The following is a 19,755-nucleotide window of genomic DNA, read 5'->3' as shown; positions in this document are numbered from 1 at the left end:
GCCCGATGACCGCCCAGATCGACCCGCAGCAGCTGGATCCGCCTCGGCGGTCCAGTCTGAGCACCGCGGCCGCCCGCAAGCTCGCCACCACGACCAAATCCGCCCCGCAGATGCAGGAGATCACCTCCCGCTGGCTGCTGCGGATGCTCCCCTGGGTGGAGACCAAGGGCGGCGCGTACCGGGTGAACCGCCGGCTGAGCTACACCGTCGGCGACGGGCGCGTCGACTTCGTCCAGGACGGCGGACAGGTACGGGTGATCCCGCAGGAGCTCGGCGAACTCGCCCTGCTGCGCGGCTTCGGGGACGTCGAGGTGCTCGGCACGCTCGCCTGCCGGTGCGTCCAGCGGGACTTCCGCGCCGGCGAGGTACTGGTCGAACGCGGCGCCCCGGCCGGGGAGATCCACCTCATCGCGCACGGCCGGATCAACCAGACCTCCGTCGGCAGGTACGGCGACGAGGTCGCCGTGACCGTGCTCGCCGACGGCGACCGCTTCGGGGAGCACGCCCTTCTGGACGCCGACGCCAGATGGGACCACACCGCCACCGCCGAGACCGCGGGCACCCTCCTGACCCTGTCCCGAGCCGACTTCGCCGCCGTGATGTCCGCCGCGCCCGGACTCCGGGCCCATGTCGACGCCTTCGGCTCGCTGCCCCGGCAGCGGCAGAACCGTCACGGCGAGGCCGAGATCGCCATGTCCGCCGGACACGTCGGCGAGGTCGCGCTGCCCGGCGCCTTCGTCGACTACGAGCTCAAGCCGCGCGAGTACGAACTGTCCGTCGCCCAGACGGTGCTGCGGGTCCACACCCGGGTCGCCGACCTCTACAACGGGCCGATGAACCAGACCGAGGAGCAACTCAGGCTCACCATCGAGGCGTTGCGCGAACGCCAGGAACACGAGCTGATCAACAACCGCGAGTTCGGGCTCCTCCACAACGCCGACTTCAAGCAGCGGATCCAGCCCCACGCCGGCCCGCCCACCCCGGACGACCTCGACGAACTGCTCTGCCGTCGCCGCGGCACGAAGCTGTTCCTCGCCCATCCCCGGACGATCGCGGCGATCGGCCGCGAACTCAACGCCCGGGGGATCTACCCCGACCACATGGACCTAGACGGACAGCAGGTCGCGGCCTGGCGCGGCGTCCCGATCCTGCCCTGCGACAAGATCCCCGTCAGCAGGGAGAACACCAGCTCCATCCTCGCCATGCGCACCGGCGAGGACAACCAGGGCGTCATCGGGCTGCGCCAGACCGGGCTGCCGGAGGAGTACGAGCCGGGGCTCTCGGTGCGCTTCATGGGCGTCGACGAGCGGTCGATCATCTCCTACCTGGTCACGACCTACTACTCCGCCGCGATCCTGGTGCCCAACGCGCTCGGCGTGCTGGAGAACGTGCAGATCGCCCGCCGGCGCGCCTGAGGGGCCTCCAGCACGTCCCGCCGGGCGCGGAGCCGCCCGCACTGGCCGCTCCCCGCCGCCCTCCGCGGTCCGGCGGACACGGTGCCGCCCGCGACCCCGCTGCCGCACGGCCCGCGGCACCCCATGCCCGCCCCCGGCGCCCGGCCCACCGGAACCCCGGCCCCGTACGACGGCGTCCGCCACCTCCCGAACCCCCTGCGGGGCCGGTCGAGCGTGCCCCGGACACGGGGCGGCCCACCCATCAACCAAGGAGTCACGGATGCCCGATCCCGGGCCTTCCCCTCTGCAGTCGAGCCTGCCCGACGCGGCGGCCCGCTTCGGGGCCCACGTCCTCGCCCGGGCCGTCGAGTCGGCCGCCGGCAGGGTCCCCGGCGCCGCGTCCGGCGTCGGTGACGCGCCCCCGTCCGGCGTCGGCGCCGCCGGCGCGGAGCCCGCCGCACCGGCCCTGGTCCCGCCCGCCCGTCCCGCCCTGCCGACCGGCCCCCCGCTCCCCTTCCGCACGGCGCCACCGGCCACCGCCGCGGCGGACATCGCCGCCCCGGCCCCCGTCCCGGACCGGATCCCGAGCGGACCCCGTGGCCTCGGGACGGCGGGGCTGTACCCGGGCCGCCGCGAGGCGTCCCCGGGATTTCCGCCGGCGGCGTCGGCCCCGGCACCGGCGGAGGGGCGGCCGATCCCCGGCCTGTACCACCACCCCGTGCCGGAACCCGACCCTGCGCGCGTCGAGGAGGTCAGCCGCCGGATCAAGTCCTGGGCGGTGGAGGAGGTGCAGCTGTTCCCCGACGAGTGGGAGGGGCAGTTCGACGGCTTCTCCGTCGGGCGCTACATGGTCGCCTGCCATCCCGACGCGCCGACGGTCGACCACCTGATGATCGCCACACGCCTGATGGTCGCCGAGAACGCGCTCGACGACTGCTACTGCGAGGACCACGGGGGTTCGCCCGTCGGCCTGGGCGGACGTCTGCTCCTCGCGCACACCGCCCTCGACGCGCTGCACACGACGGAGGAGTACCAGCCCCGGTGGGCCGAGTCGCTGCACGCGGACGCCCCGCGGCGCGCCTACCGCTCCGCGATGGAGTACTTCGTCCGCCACTCCACCCCCTCCCAGGCCGACCGCTACCGGCACGACATGGCCCGGCTGCACCTGGGATACCTCGCGGAGGCCGCGTGGGCCGAGACGGACCACATGCCCGAGGTGTGGGAGTACCTGGCGATGCGCCAGTTCAACAACTTCCGGCCCTGCCCCACCATCACCGACACCGTCGGCGGCTACGAACTGCCGGCGGACCTGCACGCCCGGCCCGCCATGCAACGGGTCCTGGCGCTCGCCGGAAACGCCAGCACCATCGTCAACGACCTCTACTCGTACACCAAGGAGCTCGCCGCCCCCGGCCGGCACCTGAACCTGCCCGTGGTGATCGCCGAACGCGAGGGCGTCTCCGACCGGGACGCCTATCTGAAGGCGGTCGGGGTCCACAACGACCTCATGCGCGACTTCGAGACCGAAGCCGCCGCGCTGGCCGCCGCCTGCCCCCTCCCGAGCGTGCTCCGCTTCCTGCGCGGAGTGGCCGTGTGGGTGGACGGCAACCACTACTGGCACCAGACCAACACCTATCGCTACAGCCTGCCCGACTTCTGGTAGAGAAACGGAATCATCAGTGACCAGCACCGAGTTCAGCACCCTCGACGGCACCGCCTCCGCGTTCATCCCCGCCCCCGCGTCGCCGTACCAGGGCGACATCGCCCGCTACTGGGACGGCGAGGCCAGGCCCGTGAACCTGCGCCTCGGCGACGTCGACGGGCTCTACCACCACCACTACGGCATCGGCGACGTCGACCACGCCGCGATCGGGGACCCCGCGGACAGTGCCTACGAGAAGAAGCTGATCGCCGAACTGCACCGCCTGGAGTCGGCGCAGACCGACGTGCTCCTCGACAACCTCGGCGCGATCGGACGCGACGACACACTCGTCGACGCCGGCTGCGGACGCGGCGGCTCGATGGTCATGGCCCACCAGCGCTTCGGCTGCAAGGTCGAGGGCGTCACCCTGTCGGCCAAGCAGGCGGACTTCGCCAACCGGCGCGCCGGGGAGCTCGGCATCGACGACCACGTCCGCGCCCGCGTGTGCAACATGCTCGCCACGCCGTTCGAGACGGGCCGGGCCGCGGCCTCGTGGAACAACGAGTCGAGCATGTACGTCGACCTGCAGGACCTCTTCGCCGAGCACTCCCGGGTCCTCGCGGTCGGCGGCCGCTACGTCACGATCACCGGCTGCTGGAACCCCCGCTACGGCCAGCCGTCGAAGTGGGTCTCGCAGATCAACGCGCACTTCGAGTGCAACATCCACTCCCGGCGCGAGTACCTGCGGGCGATGGCCGACAACCGCCTCGTGCCGCAGGCCGTGATCGACCTGACGCCCGACACGCTGCCCTACTGGGAGCTGCGGGCGACGTCGTCGCTGGTGACGGGGATCGAGGAGGCGTTCATCAACTCGTACAAGGACGGCTCCTTCCAGTACGTGCTGATCGCGGCCGACCGGGTCTGACGGGACCAGGGACCCGCGGACCCGGGACCCGGGACCCGCGGACCCGGGACCCGCGGACGAGTGCCGGGCCCCTGTGCGTCGCGCGCGACGCACAGGGGCCCTCCCCGCCGTCCGCCCCGGGGGAGTGACGCCCGCTCAGTTCGTCGCCGCGCGCAGCCGGTCGACCCGGTGGGTGGACAGGTAGGCCGCCATGGAGCTCTCCTTGAAGGCCTTCCACAGCTCCGCGCAGGCCGGCCGGTCCAGATGCACCACCGACTGCCCCTTCTCGGTGCCGGTGCCCTTCACGGGCGCGTTCATGAAGGTCATGTCGCCGGCGCGGACCCCCTTCATGTTCCAGACCAGCTCACGCATGTCCGTGTCGCTGAACCGCTCGTCGACGCTGATGGTGTCGGTGAAGATGTCCAGGGTCTCCTTCAGCCGGAGCGGATCGCTCAGCGAGGCCGAGGTCGTCACCTTCTCCAGGACCGTGCGCAGGTAGTTCTGCTGCCGGTGGGCCCGGTCGAGGTCGCCGTTCGGCAGGCTCTTGCGCTCGCCCACGTAGGCCAGCGCCTGCTCCCCGTTCATGTGCCGGCGCTCCCCGTCGGGCATCGACATGTCGACGCCGCCGACGGCGTCCGTGAGCTTCCGGAACCCGTTCCAGTCGATGACGGCGAAGTGGTCGACGCGGACGTCGGTCAGCCGCTGGACCGTGTCGATGAGCAGCGGCGGACCGCCCCAGGAGTAGGCGGCGTTCAGCTTCGCCCGGCCGCGGCCGGGGATGTCCACCCACGAGTCGCGGGGCAGCGAGACGACGTACGCGCTGGAGTGGTCGTCGGGGATGTGCACGAGCATCATCGCGTCGCTGCGCTGGTCGCCGTACTTCCAGAGGGCGCCCTTCGCGTCGTTGCCGGTCGTCGCGACGGCCGAGCGCGAGTCGAGGCCCACCAGCAGGTAGTTCCGGCCTCCCCGGGACGGGGGCGGGACGGGCGCGTTCGACGGGAAGGTCTGGGGGATGCGCTGCACGCGCCCGGTGTAGTGCTCGTAGGCCCAGTAACCCGTCCCCGCCGTGAGCAGCCCCGCGGCGACCAGCAGGGCGAGCGCGGTCAGCAGCACCGTCCTCGGCCTGGGGCGTCTTCGGCGTGCACCGTCACCGGTCTCGGTCTGTGCGGGCTTGCTCATCTTGTGCTGCTCCGTCCCCCTCGAACTGGTGCGTCAGAATAGCCAGTTGTGCCCACCCGGCAACAGCCGGTCGCCGGGGGCGTTCCACGGGGCCGCCGGGGCGTCGCCCGGGCGGGGCGTGCGCCCGCGGGGGAGGGGGACGGACGCGCCGGGCCCCGCGCCGTCCCGCCGCCGCGGCCGGCGGAGGGACTGGGGCCCGGGCGCCCTGCCGCTCAGGCGGCGTCCGGGCCCACGTCGGCCGGGGTGAGGGGGCGGCGCAGCGGAGCCGCCGTCGCGTACTCGTCGGCGCCGACGTCGCGGCCGGCTCCGCGCGCGTGACCGTCGGCGTCCTCGGTCACGTCCGTGCCCGTGAGCGTCGCCGCGTCGATCGCCGGGCTGCCGGCGGACAGCCGGAAGACGCCGTCGGACTCCTGCCGCAGGAGCGGGTCGACCCGGCGGAACCCGCTCGCGGGGATCGTGCCGTCGGCCGCCCGGCCCCACAGGATGTTCCCCTGCCAGGTGAAGCCGACCGTCTGTCCCATCGCGACCAGGCTGCCGGCGTCGCCGACCAGCAGGTTGTCGGCGACGACCACGTTCTGCGGCGGGTACGCGCGGGACTCGCCGGAGAGCGTGCCGGCGTTGCCGACGAGGGTGTTGTGCAGGACCAGCGCACGGTCGGCGGCGTCGTTCCCGCGCCGCTCGTCGACGCTCTCGCCCGCGTGGTGGTCGCGGGTGGTGCCGCTGCCGATCACCAGGGCACGGCCCGACAGGCCGGCGAGATGGTTGTTGACGATCAGGTGGTCGTTGCCGTAGACGCGCACGCCGTCCGTACCGCCGAGCAGGTGGTTGCCCTCCACGCGTGAGCGGTTGCCGTGGCGCAGCACGATGCCGCCGCGGCTGTCGCGGATCGTGTTGTGGCGGATGACGTTGTCGGACGACTTCACCGAGATCGCCTCGGGGTCGCCGTCGCACCGTTCGAAGAGGTTGTACTCCACCACCGCGTTCGCGCTCGACAGCGCCCGGCCGCTGACACCGAGCCGGATCGGCTCCCCGCCGTTGGCCCCGGTGTAGGTGTGGTCGGAGAAGTGGTTGCGGAGGACGTGGAGGCGCTGGGCCATCGCGGTCGTGCCCGGGCCGTCGGCGACGAGGAAGATCCCCTCCGTCGTCCGGCCGTGGAAGTGGTTGCGGTCGATCTTGGTGTCGTCGCCCCGGACGACCACCCAGTCGAGCCCGCCGACATCGGCCAGCCGGAAGTCGTTGCGGGTCAGGCGGATGCGCGTGCAGCTCGCCGGGATCTCCAGGGTGGTGCGCTGCCGGAAGGCGAAACCGCTGACGGTGACGTTGCTGGAGTCGCCGAAGACGAAACCGCGCTCGCCGGTGAGGACGGCGCCGCCCCGGGACTCCGCCACGATCGTGATCGGCGCGGCGGTGGTGCCGCGCCGCCCCGAGACGTCGACGGCGCGCCCCGCGGGTACGGCGTACGTGCCGTCCGCCACGACGATCCGGTCTCCGGGGGCGGCCCGGTCGATCGCCCGCTGCAGCGCGTCCAGCGAGGAGACCGTCACGGTGGCCGCCGACGCGCCGGCCGGCAGCAGCGCGCCGAGCGCCGCGCCCAGCACGGTGCCGGTGAGGAACGTCCGTCGTTGCATGGTGCCTCCTGGGGGGAAGGGAACGGGAGCGGGCCGGGCACGCGGCCCCTCCCGGAGGAAGAGGAGCGCCCAGGTGCCTCGGGCCGCGTCGCTACGGGGCTCCAGCTTCGGCCCCCGGCCTGCCGTTCCGCTGACGTCCCGCTGACGCGACGCTGACGCGGGTCACGGGCACCCGATCCGCCGCCCGGCCCGGCCGTCGGCGACGCGGCACGCCGTCCCGGCCCCCGCTCCGCCGTGTCCCCGGCCGCCGGCGTCCGGACCCGCTTCCCGGCCACCGTCCCCGACCGCCCGCCGCTGACCGGCTGACGGCCGCTGCCCGCCTGGGGGATCAACGGTGGCGAGTCGGTAAGCGCGCTCATAACTTCGCCATATGACCAGACGACAGATCGCCCTCCTCGCCTGCACCGCGGCTGTCGTGGTGTCGGGGCTGGGCGCCACCGCCCCGTCGGCCGACAGCCGCACGGTGCACCGGGTGAAGCCCGGCGAATCGATCCAGAAGGCCGTGGACGCCGCGAAGCCGGGGGACACCGTCCTCCTCGCCCCCGGCACCTACCGCGAGAGCGTCCGCATCACCACCTCGGGCCTGACCCTGCGCGGGTCCGGCCTCTTCCCCAGTCGCATCGAGCCGGGCACCGCCCGGGCCGGCGACGCCTGCGCCAAGGCCGGCAACGGCATCTGCGTGACCGGCACGCAGACCAGCCCGGTCCGTGACGTGTCCGTCCGCTCGCTCACCCTCCACGGCTTCGCCAAGAACGGCCTGTGGTCCTCCTGGACCGACCGCCTCAAGGTCGAGAGGGTGGTCTCCGAGAAGAACGGCCAGTGGGGCATCGCCCAGGAGAAGTCCGTACGCGGCGTCTTCCGCCGCAACGTCGCCCGCGACAACGGCGACGCCGGGCTCTTCGTCGCCAACACCATCGACCAGGAGGCCGGCGCCGCCGACTCCAAGGGCATGGTCATCAGCCGCAACCGGCTGAGCGGCAACCGGATCGGCGTCACCGTCCGGCGCCTGCGGAACCTCACCGTGGACCGCAACGAGGCCACCGGCAACTGCGCCGCGGTCTTCGTGGTCGGCGACGAGTCCAAGCCGCGGGCCGGCGACATGACCCTGCACCGCAACGAGATCCGCGCCAACAACAAGTACTGCCCCAAGACCCCCCGACTGCCCTTCCTGCAGGGCTCGGGCATCGTCCTGACCGGCGCCGAGGACACGAAGGTCACCAGGAACCGGGTCGTCGACAACGTCGGCACCTCGCCGCTCTCCGGCGGCATCGTGCTCTTCAAGAGCTTCGTCGGGGCCCCCAACGAGCGCAACCAGATCCGCGACAACGTCGTGCTGCGCAACGGCACGGCCGACCTCGCCAACCGCGACACCGGCAAGGGCAACACCTTCCGCGGCAACACCTGCACCCTCTCCGAGCCCGCCGGGATGTGCTGAGCAGCCGGTCAGCCCTCCCACCCCTCACGGCACGACAGCCCGAACAGCAAAGGCAAGGCAACGGATGACGACTGTTGATCCGGCTCCCCCGCCGCCCATGCGGCTGAGGGAGCTCGTTTTCGGGGCGGCGTGCGCCGCCGCCGTCCGCGCGGCCGCCCGCCTCGGCGTGGCGGACGCCCTCGACGACACACCCAGGTCCGTCGAGGACCTGGCCGGGGCGGTGAAGACCCAGCCGCAGACCCTCCGGCGGCTGCTGCGCGCCCTGTCCTGCCAGGGCGTGTTCACGGAGCTGCCCGACGGCACCTTCGCGCACACCGAGATGTCCCGGCTGCTCCGCGAGGACGACCCGCAGAGCCTGCGGTACATCGCCCTGTGGTGCACCGAGCCGTGGACCTGGGACGTCTGGCCCAAGCTGGACGAGGCGGTGCGCTCCGGCCGGAACGTCTTCGAGGACGTGTACGACCGCGAGTTCTTCACCTACCTCAACGAGGACGCGCCCGAGTCCGCGCACGTCTTCAACCGGGCCATGACCACCTCCAGCCGCCAGTCCGCCCAGGACGTCGCCGAGCTGCTCGACCTGCGCGACGTCGCGACGGTCGCCGACATCGGCGGCGGCCAGGGCCACGTCCTGGCCAGCCTGCTGGAGAAGCACCCCGGAGCGCACGGCACCCTGCTCGACCTGCCGGGCGTGGTGGGCAACGCGGACCCGCGCCTGCGCGAGGGCGGCACCCTCGCCTCCCGCGTCCGGATCGTGCCCGGGGACTGCCGCGAGGACATCCCGGTCGCGGCGGACGTGTACATCATCAAGAACATCCTGGAGTGGGACGACGACAGCACCCGCCGGGCGCTGGCCAACGTCCGCAAGGCCGCCCGGCCCGGCGCGCGCGTGGTGGTCATCGAGAACCTCGTCGACGACACCCCCTCGATGCGCTTCACGACGGCCATGGACCTGCTGCTGCTCCTCAACGTCGGCGGGGCGAAGCACACCCGTCAGAGCATGGTCGACCGGCTGACGGACGCGGGCCTCGTCATCGACGGGATCCGCCCGGTCAACGCCTACCTCCACGCCTTCGAGTGCACCGTCCCCGGCTGACGCGCGAGGCACCACGACACGAGGCCGCCGGCTCCGCTTTCGATCGCGGAGCCGGCGGCCTCGTGTCATGCGGCGGGGTGCCTCAGGAACCGGCGTCCCAGCGGTAGAAGCAGTTCGCCATGGCGTCCTTGGGGCTGCGCCACGTCTTCGGGTCGTACGCGGTGACGTACGCCGACAGCCGCTCGCTGGTGCTCCGGAACTCGGGGTGACCGGTGAGCTTCGCGATGGCGGGTGCCGGGTCCTCGTCCGACTCGATGAGGTGCAGGTAGACGTCGCCGAACTGGAACAGGCTGCGTCGCTTGACGCCGACCAGGTGAGGGAGTTCGCCGCGGTCCGACGCGGCGAACACGTCGGCGATCGCCGGCGCCGAATCCGGCGCCATGCGGGCGACGATCAGGGCGTGGTGCATCGGGTGTCCTTCCTGGTGATCAGGCGGGCAGCACCGGCGCGCGCCGCCGGTCGCGGGCGACCTGCTCGACGCGGTCCCGGATGAGGGCCATCTGCGTGCGGGAGTTGCGGTTGATGTTGTCCGTCATCCAGTCGTCGTCGACCGGGGCGTCCGGCTTCATCGCGAAGTCCTGCACCCAGCGCATGTTCACGCCCGCCGGGGTCTGCGTGTACTCCCAGCGGATGTCCATGTGCGCGAAGGGGCCGGTCTCCACGCGGTGCGCCCGCACGGTCCGGGTGGCGACGTCCACGGTCCGCTGCGAGACCCAGCTCCAGACCTTCCCGGACTCGTCCGGGTGCATGGTCAGCCGGAACGTCGTGGTGTCGCCCTCGCGGGAGAGCACCTCCAGGGACGCGTACTCGCTGAAGAGCGTCGGCCAGTTCTCGATGTCGTTGGTGATGTCCCAGACGAGATCGAGCGGGGCGTCGACGGTGACGCTGTTGTCGGTGTGACCGGACACGTCAGACCCCCGTCCGCAGGCTGCTGTTGACGAGGCCCAGGAACTCGCCCGGGGTCTTGCACCGCTCCGCGTCGGTGGGGAGCGCCCGGCCGTACTGGTTCTCCAGTTCGCCGACGATGCCGAGCAGGCCGAGGGAGTCGAGGCCGAGCGCGCTGAACGGCACGTCCGACGCCTGCTCCAGGTCCTGCGGGGCGACGGTGACCCCGGCGGCCTTCTTCATCAGCGAGGCCAGTTCGTCGAAGGTCACTTCGGTGGTGATCATGCGAGTGTTCTCCTTCCCGCCCGGTCCTACCGGGCGGATTCGCCGCCGCGGCGCACGATGAGCGCCGCGTTGGATCCCATGAGTCCCCGGCTGAGGACCAGGGCCGTGCGCAGCTCGGCGGGGCGAGCGCGGGACATCACCAGATCGAGGTCGTGGCAGATGTCGAACACGTTGGGGGTGGGGGGTACCTGACCGTGCTCCATGGCGAGCACCGCGGCCGCCGTGTCCAGCAGCGGGGCCCCGCAGTAGGCGCGGCCCGTACCGGTCTTGGGCGCCGTGACCGGGACCCGGGTGCCGTGCGCGCCGAGGGCGTCGGCGATCGCGAGGGCCTCCGCGCGGTCCGCCTCCGGCACGCCGAGCGCGTCGGCGAACACGACGTCGATCTCCTCCGGCGCGCAGCCGGCCTCGTCGAGCGCGCCGCGGATCGCGTGGGCGAGCCCCTCCCGGGACTCCTCCCAGCGGGAGGCGCCGGTGAACGTGGCGGCGTGCCCGGCCACGGTGGCCCGGACGGTGGCGCCCCGCTCGTGGGCCCGCGCCTCGTCCTCGACGACGAGCATGGCGCCGCCCTCCGCGGGGACGAAGCCGCAGGCCCCGCGGGTGAACGGCCGGTAGGCCCGGTCGGGGTCCTCGACGGTGCTGAGCTCGGGGTATCCGAGCTGGCAGACCATCGAGTACGGGGCCAGCGGGGCCTCCGCGGCACCGACGACCATCGCCCCGGTCCCGCGCCGTACCGCCCGGGCCGCGTGGGCGATCGCGTCCAGGCCGCCGGCCTCGTCGCTCGCGACGACGCCGCACGGTCCCTTGAAGCCGCTCCGGATGGAGATCTGACCGGTGCTGGCCGCGTAGAACCAGGCGATCGACTGGTACGGGCCGACGAACCGCGACCCCTGTCCCCACAGCTTCTGGAGCTCCCGCTGGCCGAACTCGCCGCCGCCGGAACCCGCGGCGGTGACGACACCGACGGAGAAGGGATCGGCGGGGGCGTCGCGGCCGAGGCCGGCGTCGTCGAGGGCGAGCGAGGCCGCGGCCATCGCGAAGTGGCTGAACCGGTCCGTCTGGACGAGGAACCGTTCCTCGATGAGGGCCGAGGCGTCGAAGGCCCGGACCTCGCCCGCGACGCGGAGCGGCAGGTGACCGCATCCCTCGCGGGTGATCCGGTCCAGGACGCCGAGGCCCTCCGACGTGGACTTCCAGAACGCCTCGGCGCTCAGTCCGTTGGGGGCGATCACACCGACGCCGGTGACGACCGCGTTCCGTGGGCGCTGCGTGCTCATCGTGTCCTCCCACCGGCCCCGGTCAGGAGGACCGCGGACTGGAAGCCGCCGAACCCGCTGCCGACGGAGAGCACGTTCCTCAGCTTCCGGGGGCGGGCGGTGCGCGGCACGTAGTCCAGGTCGCACTCGGGGTCGGGAGTCTCGTAGTTCGCCGTCGGCGGCACCACCTGGTGCTTCATCGCCAGGACGCAGGCGGCGACCTCGATCGCGCCGATCGCGCCGAGCGAGTGCCCCACCATGGACTTGATGGAGCTCATGGGCGTGTCGTAGGCGTGGTCGCCGAGCGAGCGCTTCACCGCGGCGGTCTCGTGCCGGTCGTTCTGCCGGGTCCCCGAGCCGTGCGCGTTGACGTAGTCGACCAGCGTGGGGTCGAGACGTGCCTGGTCGAGCGTGGAGTCGATGGCCCGGGCCATCTCCAGCCCCTCGCCCGTCAGACCGGTCATGTGGTACGCGTTGCCGAAGGTGGCGTAGCCGCCGATCTCGCAGTAGATGTGCGCACCGCGGGCGCGGGCGTGCTCGTACTCCTCCAGGACGAGGACCGCCGCGCCCTCGCCCATCACGAAGCCGTTGCGGTCGGCGTCGAAGGGGCGGGAGGCGTGCGCCGGGTCGTCGTTGTTCGGCGAGGTGGCCTTGATCGCGTCGAAGCAGGCCATGGTGATCGGGGATATGGGGGAGTCGGACGCACCCGCGATGCACACGTCGGCCCGGCCCTCCTCGATGGTGTGGAAGGCGTACCCGACCGCGTCGAGTCCGGAGGTGCACCCCGTCGAGACGGTCTGCACCGGACCCCGCGCGCCGAACCGCTCGGCGACGACCGAGGCGAGGGTGCTCGGCGCGAACGCCATGTGCAGCTTCGGCTCGGCGGGGCGGTGGTCGACGTCCCAGCGGCTGCCGCCCTCGCTGACGAGGACGTAGTCGTGCTCCAGCCGGGTGGTGCCGCCGACGGCGCTGCCCAGCGAGACCGCGACGCGCCACGGGTCCTCGCGGTCCGTGTCGAGTCCGGAGTCGCGCACGGCCTCGTCGGCGGCGACCGCGGCGAACTGGATGTACCGGTCGGCGTGCCGGCCCAGCTCCGGGTCGAGGCCGTGCTCGAGCGGGTCGAAGTCGCATTCCGCGGCGATGCGCGAGCGCAGCCCGGCCGGGTCGAACAGGCTGATGCCGCGGGTCGCGGTGCGGCCGTCGGACAGGAGGTCCCAGAACGCCGCCGCTCCGGTGCCGCCCGGGGCCACGACGCCGATGCCGGTGATGGCCACCCGGCGCGTCACTCGATGGCCCCGCTTCGCTCGGACGCCTGTCCGTGATCCTGCGCGGACAGGTGCGGACCGGAGACGACGAAGTGCGGGCTCGCGGTGTCGTCGGTCGGCTCCGTGTCGACGTGCCCCAGGCTCGGCCGGGGAGCCAGCGGGCCGAGGTGGAAGACCATCCGGGCCTCGACGTCCCCGACGTTGCGGAAGCGGTGCCGCACGTCGATCGGGATCAGCAGGCCCTGGTCCGGCTGGAGGGCGAACGTCTCGCCGTCCAGGTCCACTTCGAGCGCGCCGGCGACGACGTACACGAACTCCTCGGAGTACGGGTGGTAGTGCTCGCCGATGCGCTCGCCGGGCTGCACGATGGCCAGGCCCATGAAGCCGCTGGTGGAGCCCACGGTCGCGGGCGTGAGCATGGCCCGCAGGTCACCTCCGCGCCTGCGGTTCGGTTCCGTGTCGCTCAGGTTCACGATGCGTGGAGCCTGCTTGAGCATGGTTGATACCTCCGGGGGTGGCAGTGACGTCCGGGGGAGGGGCCGCGGCGCGGGCCGCGGCGCTCCGTCAGGAATCCGCAGACCTGCGGTCGGTGATCGGCAGCATGTCCGCGTGCGACAGGAGCCGGTTGATGTTGCGGTCCGTGTCCAGCGCGCCCTCGACGCCGATGGCGGCGCCGTGGAGGAGACGCTGCAGCTCCGCGGCCTTGCCGGCGCCCTTGAGGCCGAGCGAGGCGACGGGGTCGAGGTCGAGTTCCCGCGCCGTGTCGACGAGACGCACCACGATGTCGTCGCGCTGGAAGACCGTGCTGCCGTGGATCGGGCTGTCCGGGTCGTCCGCCGCCGCCTGGTCCTGGTGGGCCAGGAACCGCGCGAGCTCCATCCCGCAGCCCTCCTTGGCCGGGTAGAACAGCGCGTGGCGCCGCAGCTCGGCGGGCTCGGGCCGCCCGGAGACCACGTGGTGGACGGCGGGCAGGGCCGCCCGGGTGAAGAAGACCCGCGCCGAGTCCGAGTCGGTCAGGTCCCGGTCCTGCTCCAGGTACGGGTTGATGGCCTCCTCGACCGCGCGGACCTCGGGCTGGCGGGAGACGTGGCGCAGCGCGGCCATCAGGTCGCCCTCCACCTCCATGGCCCGCACGACCCGGTTGCCGTGCATGAAGAGCGAGGTCCGGCGCAGCCGGGTGTTGTCGTCGACCTGGGCCTTGGGGGACTTGTAGCCCGCCAGGATCTCCGCGACCTTCGACTCGGAGCCGGGCTTCACCGTGAAGGTGAGGGCGTGGCGTGCCACTCCGTCGCCCACGCGGGCCGAGACCTCCTCGCCGGCCGCGGGCCGGGGCCGCTCGGAGGACTGGGCCGGGTTGGTCTCCCGGAGGATGCTGTAGCGCATGGAGCGGGTGTCCCGGACGCAGCTGTGCATCGGCCGGACGGTCTCGACGTGCTCCTCGCTGTTCACCCAGGCGAGGAAGGGCGGCGCGCTCTCCCACTCGCTGGTGATGAGCCACTGCGAGGGGTTCTCGATCGACTGGCAGAGCTGGTCGCTGATGTGCCCGGGGATGGACGCGACCTGGTTCCGCATGTGCTCGTAGGCGTCGAGGAACTGCTGCTGGGCTCCTTCGTACAGGTCCAGCAGCAGGATCACCCGCAACCTGGACCCGTCGAACGCTGACTGCGAGATGCGACTCGTGATGGTCATCCGGCGTACCTCTCCTCTTCTTCGTGGAAGCCGGGACGGTGCGGAAGCGAAGGGCGACCGCCGCGGCCGACGGGCCGGGGGCGCCATGAGCCGATCGTTGACGCGAGCCCCCGTGTGCGCGAGCCCCACGGGGCGGACGAGTGAACTGCGCGTCAACCGGGTGCCCCGGGTGCGCGAACCCCGCGCCCTCCGGGCAGGCATCTGCATCCCATCCCTGACCGCGTCCCGGACGGACGCTGGAGGCATTCGATGAACCGATACGAAGAGGCCGGCGAGGACGGTCACCACACGCCCGTCCTCGTCGTCGGCGGCTCGCTGGTGGGCCTGTCCACCTCGCTGTTCCTGGGACGCCTCGGAGTGCCGCACGTCCTCGTCGAGCGGCACGCGGGCACCTCGATCCATCCGCGCGGACGCGGGAACAACGTGCGCACGATGGAGCTGTACCGGGTCGCCGGTGTGCAGCGGCGCATCGAGGAGGCGGCGTCGGTCCTGTCGGCCAACAACGGCATCCTCCAGGCGACGAGCCTGGTGGGCGACGCCGGCGAGTGGCTGTTCAAGGAGATCGACCCGGGCGGCGGCCTGGCCCGCTTCAGCCCCGGCAAGTGGTGCCTGTGCAGCCAGAACGACCTGGAGCCGGTGCTGGTGGACAGCGCCCGTGAGCTGGGCGCGGACCTCCGCTTCGCCACCGAGCTGATGTCGTTCGAGCAGGACGCCGAGGGCGTGACCGCGCGGGTCAAGAGCAGGGAGACCGGCGAGCACACCACCATCCGGGCGGACTACCTCGTCGCCGCCGACGGCCCGCGCAGCCCGATCCGCGAGGCGCTCGGCATCGCGCAGGGCGGCGCCGGCGACCTGTTCCACAACGTCAGCGTCACGTTCACCTCCCGCCGGCTCGCGGCCGTGGTCGGGGACCGGCGCTTCATCGTCTGCTACCTGACCGCCGACGACGCCGACGGCGCCCTCCTGCCGGTCGACAACGAGGAGCGCTGGGTGTTCCACATGCCCTGGCACCCCGAGAACGGCGAGACGCTGGAGGAGTTCACCGACGAGCGCTGCCGCGAGCACATCCGGCGGGCCGTGGGGGTGCCCGACCTCGACGTCGAGATCACCGGCCGGGCCCCCTGGCACGCCGCCGAGCGGGTCGCCGAACGCTACGGGCAGGGACGGGTGTTCCTGGCCGGAGACGCGGCCCACGAGATGTCCCCCACCGGCGCCTTCGGCTCCAACACCGGCATCCAGGACGCGCACAACCTCGCCTGGAAGCTCGCCGCGGTGCTGGGAGGCTGGGCCGGACCCGGCCTCCTGGACTCCTACGACGCGGAGCGCCGGCCGGTCGCGCAGGCGACGGGCGCGCGCGCCTCGACGCGCTCGGTCGAGCACAGCCACCCCGGGTACGCCCCCGGTCCCGAGGCCGGGAGCCCGGGCGGTCCCGGCGGCCGGAAGGGCGGCATCCTCAACGTGGTGCTGGGCCACCGCTATCCGCGGGGCGCGGTCGTGGGCGCGGACCCGTCGGTGCCCGTCGTCCCGGACCAACTGCGGCTGACGGGCGAGCCCGGGAGCCGGGCGCCGCACGTGTGGCTGGACCGCGCCGGGACCCGGGTGTCCACGCTCGACCTGTACGAGCGCTCCCCGGTGCTCCTGAGCGCCGAGGGCGGGTCCGGGGCGTGGCACGACGCGGCCGGCCGCGTCGCGCGGGAGCTGGGCGTGCCGCTGGAGGCGTACCGGATCGGCGACGGTCCGGCGGCCGAGCTGTCCCCGGCGAGCGACACGGACTGGGCCGAGGCCCACGGAGTCACGCCCGACGGCGCGGTGCTGGTGCGTCCCGACGGTTTCGTCGCCTGGCGGTCCGAGGGACCGGTGGCGGATCCCGCGGCGACGCTGCGGGAGGCGCTCGCGGCGGTGCTCGACCGCCGCTGAACGCACACGTCACGGAGGGGGCGGGCGCACCGGGCGCCCGCCCCCTCCGGCGTATGGGGGACCTCCGGCGGCTCAGCCTGCGGTCTCGGAGCCGGCGAGCTGGTCGGCGAGCTCCCGCTCGCTGCTCTCCGCGAGCGAGGTCTTGAGCACCGTGCCGCCGAAGGGCTGGAGGGCGGCGGCGAACTTGTCCTCGGTGATCTTCGTGGCCATGATCACGAGGGCCGACGAGCCGGGCGTGAGCAGCGACTGGACCTTCTCCCGGAAGTTCTTGTCCACGCCCATCTGGGTCAGCTTCCCGATCAGCCCGCCGACCGCGGCGCCGACCACGCCGATGCCCGGCGTGAGGATCAGGATGCCGAAGACCATGCCCCACAGGGCGCCGGCGGTGGCCGAGACGGCGATCTTGTCGGTCCTCGACGGCGTGTCGACATGGGTCTCGCCGTCCTCGTCCACGGAGACGACGGCGATCCCGCTGAGCTCCAGGACGTGGTTCTTCTCCAGCTCCTGGACCGCCTTGAAGGCCTTGTGCGCGACGGCGTGTTCGTCGTAGCCGACAACGATGAGCTCGGACATCCGGTCCTCCTTTGACGCCTGGCTGGCACTATGCACCCTATGTCCCATTCCTGGAGGAGGCATCGGAAGGGCGGCCTCCTCGGCGCGCCCTCAGGCGGCGTACGCCGACAGCCCCAGCGTCGCGGCCAGCACCCGCCACAGCGTCCAGGCGCCGACCCGGTTCAGGACCCCGCAGAGCCGTTGCCCGGTGCAGCTGCCGGGGCCGTTCTGCCAGGCGCTCACCACCAGGTGGAGGGTGCCGAGGTAGCCGGCGAAGGCGAAGCGGATGTGCTGCCCGGCGCCCAGCGCGTGCCCCTCCAGGGTTGCGATCTGAAGGTAGTCGTCTCCGACGGCCTCCACCCGTACGGGGTTCCCGCCCAGCAGCGAACAGGTGGCGTCCTCGTGGATCCGGCGCGGGCAGGCGCCGCTGACGGGGAAGAGCCAGAAGTTGTCCGTCAGCTGCTCCCGCACCGCCTGCGGGCTGGTGAAGGGGTGGAACCCGAGCCCGTACGTGTACTGGTAGAGCCAGTTCGGGCCGTGGCAGGACGCGGGGTCGTCGTCGCAGTCGGCGACGCCCGTCGGCGCCCGGACCGCGGGCGCCGGTGCCGCGCCCCCGGGTGCGGCACCGGCGCCGGGCGCGGCGGCCGTGAGCAGCAGCGTCAGGGCGAGGACGGCGGACGGCGCGGCGCGCAGGGATCCGCGCGCCGCGCCGACCGGGGCCGTACGGGATGGGGCGGGTGCCATCGCGGACCCGTCAGTACCGCTGGGCCTTGGTGAGCCGAGGCGTCAGGACCGGCTCGGGAGCGCTGCGGCTGATGACGAGCGGCTGCTTCCGCTCACCCGGGGGCAGGTCCTCGGCGCCGGTGTACTGGGTCTCGACGACCTTGCCGGACGCGTCGAGGAAGTCGACCTGGACGGCGTACGAGGCGGTCGCGTCGGTCTGGTTGGTGATGCTGACGAGCACGGTGAGGATGCCGTTCGTGTCGGCGCGCGGCTTGCCGGACATGGCTACCTCGCTCCGCGCGTTCCCGCCGCCCTGGACGCCCTTGAGCGCGTCCTGGGCGGCCTGCTGGGAGCGTTCCACCTCGGCCCCGATCGACGCCTTGCGGGACGCCTCGCGGGCCGACGCGGAGGCGCGGGCCGCGGACGCCGAGGCGCGGGCGGCGGCCTCGGCCGACTCCGCCGCCGAGGCGAGGGCGGACGGCGCCGCGCCCGAGAAGGAGGCGGTGTCCGGCGCTGTCGGCCGGTCGCTGAACGACGAGCTCCGGCCCGTGTCGTCGTCGCCGGAGTCGCAGGCGGCGAGGCCGGCCACGCCGGCGGCGGTCAGGACGACGGCCACGGCGGCGCCCGCCGCCCGGCGGAGCGCCGGCGGGCGGGTACTGCGGGACGACGGAGTGTTCACGGGCGGGTCCTCTCCTTCTCGGGAACGTGCGCGTGCTGTTCGGGGACGTACGGGAACGGGTTGCGGGGCCCGGGCCGGCGGGCGCCTCCGGCGCGCCGTCAGTAGCGCAGGACGGCGGCGATGCGCCCCATGTCGGACAGGGTGTGGTCCGGGACGAAGCGGACCTCCGCCCCCGTCTCCAGGGCCTGCTCGACGATCCCGTCGACGATGTCGTCCCGGGAGTCGAGGTCGGAGGGTTCGGCCGGCTCCAGATGGTCGCCGTAGTCCCGTACGACCGCCCGGTAGCCCTCCTCCACGGTCAGCAGACGCACCCGGCCCGCCTTGGCGGCCTCCCAGACCTCGTCGAGGCCCGCCGCGAACTCCCGGCGTCCCCGGGCGGTGTCCAGCTCGGCCAGCACCGTCGACACCACGGCCGCCGTCCGCCCGGTCAGCAGCGGATCGACGGCCCGCCGCACCGCGTCGGCCGGCCCGTGGGCGAGGCCGCCCTGCCGGATGGTCATCGTGTCCTGGCCCAGCGGGCCGGACTCCTCGAGCAGGGCGAGGGCGGCGGCCTCGCCGATCACGTACAGCGGCCTGCGGTACGAGCTGAGGACCACCAGGATCCGCGCGTGGGCCTCGCGCAGGAACTGGCGCGTCTGCTCGTCCTGGAAGGTGCTGGGCAGATCGCCGATCCGCTCCTTGCGCTCCGCGTCCGGGTCCTCCAGGCTCCGCGTGAGCGGGAATCCGTCCCCGGTGTGCTCGCTCACCCCGGCCGCGTCCCCGCTCCACAGCGACGCCCGGTCGGCGGCCACGGTCAGCGCCCAGAACGGCTGCTCCGCGGCGTGGGCGGACACCAGGTTGCGGGTGAGGAAGGTGTCGGCCACGACCACCCGCTCGGGCGTGGGGCGCGCCACCGTCCACACCTGGTGCTCGCCGGGTGCGGCGAAGACCACCAGCCCGTCCTCGGTGAGCGCCGGGTCGAGCTCCGCCACCGCCTGGTCCAGCTGCGCCAGCACGTCCGCCAGCCGCTCCCGGGTCACCGCCGGGTCGTTCCGGAGCTCCCGGTCGGCCGCCGCGAGGAGGTTGCGCAGTCGCACCCGGTCCTGGGCGGCGTCCGGCCCGCGGCGGTGCGTCGGCATCGTCAGCGACACGGCCGGATACGGGCGGGGCTGGCGGAGTTTCGCGAGGGCGTCGGGGGTGAGTGAAGGGCGCATGGGAGCGGGCCTTTCGGGTGTGGGGGAGATCTCTGCCGC

At 73.1% G+C, this 19,755-nt stretch carries 19 protein-coding genes; 6 read left to right on the top strand and 13 right to left on the bottom strand.

The window, feature by feature from the left end; translation table 11 throughout:
- Window positions 1-5 precede the first annotated feature (5 nt).
- The 3 genes from ACE1OA_RS05440 (at window position 6) to ACE1OA_RS05430 (ending at window position 3,961) form a co-directional block, all read left to right on the top strand.
- On the top strand, window positions 6-1,415 hold the full coding sequence (locus tag ACE1OA_RS05440; RefSeq protein WP_432752376.1) for a family 2B encapsulin nanocompartment shell protein: 1,410 nt from the start codon (window positions 6-8) through the stop codon (window positions 1,413-1,415).
- 259 nt (window positions 1,416-1,674) lie between these two features.
- Window positions 1,675-3,057 (top strand): family 2 encapsulin nanocompartment cargo protein terpene cyclase, encoded by a 1,383-nt coding sequence (locus ACE1OA_RS05435; RefSeq protein ID WP_432752375.1) that lies wholly within the window; start codon window positions 1,675-1,677, stop codon window positions 3,055-3,057.
- A gap of 16 nt (window positions 3,058-3,073) precedes the next feature.
- On the top strand, window positions 3,074-3,961 hold the full coding sequence (locus ACE1OA_RS05430; protein ID WP_356600185.1) for a geranyl diphosphate 2-C-methyltransferase: 888 nt from the start codon (window positions 3,074-3,076) through the stop codon (window positions 3,959-3,961).
- A gap of 135 nt (window positions 3,962-4,096) precedes the next feature.
- On the opposite strand, the gene ACE1OA_RS05425 is transcribed toward ACE1OA_RS05430, so the two are convergent.
- Complete coding sequence (locus ACE1OA_RS05425; RefSeq protein WP_384866462.1) at window positions 4,097-5,119, bottom strand: LCP family protein; 1,023 nt, start codon at window positions 5,117-5,119, stop codon at window positions 4,097-4,099.
- Window positions 5,120-5,331: 212 nt separating this feature from the next.
- Window positions 5,332-6,747 (bottom strand): chondroitinase-B domain-containing protein, encoded by a 1,416-nt coding sequence (locus tag ACE1OA_RS05420; protein WP_432752374.1) that lies wholly within the window; start codon window positions 6,745-6,747, stop codon window positions 5,332-5,334.
- A 370-nt stretch (window positions 6,748-7,117) separates the two neighbouring features.
- On the opposite strand from ACE1OA_RS05420, the gene ACE1OA_RS05415 reads away from it, so the two are divergent.
- Both ACE1OA_RS05415 and ACE1OA_RS05410 read left to right on the top strand, forming a co-directional pair.
- Window positions 7,118-8,182: a right-handed parallel beta-helix repeat-containing protein gene (locus ACE1OA_RS05415; RefSeq protein WP_356600179.1), complete on the top strand. Its 1,065-nt coding sequence runs from the start codon at window positions 7,118-7,120 to the stop codon at window positions 8,180-8,182.
- A 64-nt stretch (window positions 8,183-8,246) separates the two neighbouring features.
- Entirely contained in the window at window positions 8,247-9,275 is a 1,029-nt protein-coding gene (locus ACE1OA_RS05410) for a methyltransferase (protein ID WP_356779555.1), read from the top strand.
- 82 nt (window positions 9,276-9,357) lie between these two features.
- On the opposite strand, the gene ACE1OA_RS05405 is transcribed toward ACE1OA_RS05410, so the two are convergent.
- The 7 genes from ACE1OA_RS05405 to ACE1OA_RS05375 all read right to left on the bottom strand — a co-directional run bounded on the left by ACE1OA_RS05405 (window position 9,358) and on the right by ACE1OA_RS05375 (window position 14,652).
- Window positions 9,358-9,684 (bottom strand): TcmI family type II polyketide cyclase, encoded by a 327-nt coding sequence (locus tag ACE1OA_RS05405; RefSeq protein WP_356600175.1) that lies wholly within the window; start codon window positions 9,682-9,684, stop codon window positions 9,358-9,360.
- A 19-nt stretch (window positions 9,685-9,703) separates the two neighbouring features.
- Window positions 9,704-10,183 carry an SRPBCC family protein gene (locus tag ACE1OA_RS05400; RefSeq protein ID WP_356600173.1) on the bottom strand — a complete coding sequence of 160 codons (480 nt, stop codon included), beginning with the start codon at window positions 10,181-10,183 and terminating at the stop codon, window positions 9,704-9,706.
- A 1-nt stretch (window position 10,184) separates the two neighbouring features.
- A complete protein-coding gene (locus tag ACE1OA_RS05395) occupies window positions 10,185-10,445 on the bottom strand; it encodes a phosphopantetheine-binding protein (RefSeq protein ID WP_147981406.1) in 261 nt (86 codons plus the stop codon).
- A 26-nt stretch (window positions 10,446-10,471) separates the two neighbouring features.
- The gene (locus ACE1OA_RS05390) at window positions 10,472-11,719 is read right to left on the bottom strand and encodes a ketosynthase chain-length factor (RefSeq protein WP_384866468.1); all 1,248 of its coding nucleotides are present in this window, start codon (window positions 11,717-11,719) and stop codon (window positions 10,472-10,474) included.
- Complete coding sequence (locus ACE1OA_RS05385) at window positions 11,716-12,984, bottom strand: beta-ketoacyl-[acyl-carrier-protein] synthase family protein (RefSeq protein ID WP_384866469.1); 1,269 nt, start codon at window positions 12,982-12,984, stop codon at window positions 11,716-11,718. Before ACE1OA_RS05385 ends, ACE1OA_RS05390 begins: the two co-directional genes overlap by 4 nt.
- Window positions 12,981-13,460 carry a cupin domain-containing protein gene (locus ACE1OA_RS05380; protein WP_356600167.1) on the bottom strand — a complete coding sequence of 160 codons (480 nt, stop codon included), beginning with the start codon at window positions 13,458-13,460 and terminating at the stop codon, window positions 12,981-12,983. Before ACE1OA_RS05380 ends, ACE1OA_RS05385 begins: the two co-directional genes overlap by 4 nt.
- A 67-nt stretch (window positions 13,461-13,527) precedes the next feature.
- Window positions 13,528-14,652 carry a SchA/CurD-like domain-containing protein gene (locus tag ACE1OA_RS05375; protein WP_432752373.1) on the bottom strand — a complete coding sequence of 375 codons (1,125 nt, stop codon included), beginning with the start codon at window positions 14,650-14,652 and terminating at the stop codon, window positions 13,528-13,530.
- 249 nt (window positions 14,653-14,901) lie between these two features.
- On the opposite strand from ACE1OA_RS05375, the gene ACE1OA_RS05370 reads away from it, so the two are divergent.
- Window positions 14,902-16,569, top strand: a complete 1,668-nt coding sequence (locus ACE1OA_RS05370) for an FAD-dependent oxidoreductase (RefSeq protein ID WP_432752372.1) — start codon at window positions 14,902-14,904, stop codon at window positions 16,567-16,569.
- 72 nt (window positions 16,570-16,641) lie between these two features.
- On the opposite strand, the gene ACE1OA_RS05365 is transcribed toward ACE1OA_RS05370, so the two are convergent.
- The 4 genes from ACE1OA_RS05365 to ACE1OA_RS05350 form a co-directional block, all read right to left on the bottom strand.
- The gene (locus ACE1OA_RS05365; protein ID WP_356600161.1) at window positions 16,642-17,142 is read right to left on the bottom strand and encodes a DUF1269 domain-containing protein; all 501 of its coding nucleotides are present in this window, start codon (window positions 17,140-17,142) and stop codon (window positions 16,642-16,644) included.
- Between the two features lie 90 nt (window positions 17,143-17,232).
- A complete protein-coding gene (locus ACE1OA_RS05360) occupies window positions 17,233-17,865 on the bottom strand; it encodes a hypothetical protein (RefSeq protein ID WP_432752371.1) in 633 nt (210 codons plus the stop codon).
- A 10-nt stretch (window positions 17,866-17,875) separates the two neighbouring features.
- A complete protein-coding gene (locus tag ACE1OA_RS05355) occupies window positions 17,876-18,523 on the bottom strand; it encodes an FxLYD domain-containing protein (RefSeq protein ID WP_356779646.1) in 648 nt (215 codons plus the stop codon).
- A gap of 98 nt (window positions 18,524-18,621) precedes the next feature.
- Window positions 18,622-19,716 (bottom strand): chemotaxis protein, encoded by a 1,095-nt coding sequence (locus ACE1OA_RS05350; RefSeq protein ID WP_356779645.1) that lies wholly within the window; start codon window positions 19,714-19,716, stop codon window positions 18,622-18,624.
- Window positions 19,717-19,755: the final 39 nt, after the last annotated feature.

This window comes from Streptomyces sp. JL2001 (genome assembly GCF_050917515.1).
Classification (GTDB): Bacteria; Actinomycetota; Actinomycetes; order Streptomycetales; family Streptomycetaceae; genus Streptomyces.
This window is presented reverse-complemented; position numbering and strand designations above follow the sequence as displayed.

Excerpts from the sequence above, each read along its gene's own strand:
- ACE1OA_RS05440 (WP_432752376.1), top strand. The coding sequence starts at position 6 with ATGACCGCCCAGATCGACCCGCAGCAGCTGGATCCGCCTCGGCGGTCC.
- ACE1OA_RS05435 (WP_432752375.1), top strand. The coding sequence starts at position 1,675 with ATGCCCGATCCCGGGCCTTCCCCTCTGCAGTCGAGCCTGCCCGACGCG.
- ACE1OA_RS05425 (WP_384866462.1), bottom strand. The coding sequence starts at position 5,119 with ATGAGCAAGCCCGCACAGACCGAGACCGGTGACGGTGCACGCCGAAGA.
- ACE1OA_RS05420 (WP_432752374.1), bottom strand. The coding sequence starts at position 6,747 with ATGCAACGACGGACGTTCCTCACCGGCACCGTGCTGGGCGCGGCGCTC.
- ACE1OA_RS05415 (WP_356600179.1), top strand. The coding sequence starts at position 7,118 with ATGACCAGACGACAGATCGCCCTCCTCGCCTGCACCGCGGCTGTCGTG.
- ACE1OA_RS05410 (WP_356779555.1), top strand. The coding sequence starts at position 8,247 with ATGACGACTGTTGATCCGGCTCCCCCGCCGCCCATGCGGCTGAGGGAG.
- ACE1OA_RS05405 (WP_356600175.1), bottom strand. The coding sequence starts at position 9,684 with ATGCACCACGCCCTGATCGTCGCCCGCATGGCGCCGGATTCGGCGCCG.
- ACE1OA_RS05395 (WP_147981406.1), bottom strand. The coding sequence starts at position 10,445 with ATGATCACCACCGAAGTGACCTTCGACGAACTGGCCTCGCTGATGAAG.
- ACE1OA_RS05390 (WP_384866468.1), bottom strand. The coding sequence starts at position 11,719 with ATGAGCACGCAGCGCCCACGGAACGCGGTCGTCACCGGCGTCGGTGTG.
- ACE1OA_RS05380 (WP_356600167.1), bottom strand. The coding sequence starts at position 13,460 with ATGCTCAAGCAGGCTCCACGCATCGTGAACCTGAGCGACACGGAACCG.
- ACE1OA_RS05375 (WP_432752373.1), bottom strand. The coding sequence starts at position 14,652 with ATGACCATCACGAGTCGCATCTCGCAGTCAGCGTTCGACGGGTCCAGG.
- ACE1OA_RS05370 (WP_432752372.1), top strand. The coding sequence starts at position 14,902 with ATGAACCGATACGAAGAGGCCGGCGAGGACGGTCACCACACGCCCGTC.
- ACE1OA_RS05365 (WP_356600161.1), bottom strand. The coding sequence starts at position 17,142 with ATGTCCGAGCTCATCGTTGTCGGCTACGACGAACACGCCGTCGCGCAC.
- ACE1OA_RS05360 (WP_432752371.1), bottom strand. The coding sequence starts at position 17,865 with ATGGCACCCGCCCCATCCCGTACGGCCCCGGTCGGCGCGGCGCGCGGA.
- ACE1OA_RS05350 (WP_356779645.1), bottom strand. The coding sequence starts at position 19,716 with ATGCGCCCTTCACTCACCCCCGACGCCCTCGCGAAACTCCGCCAGCCC.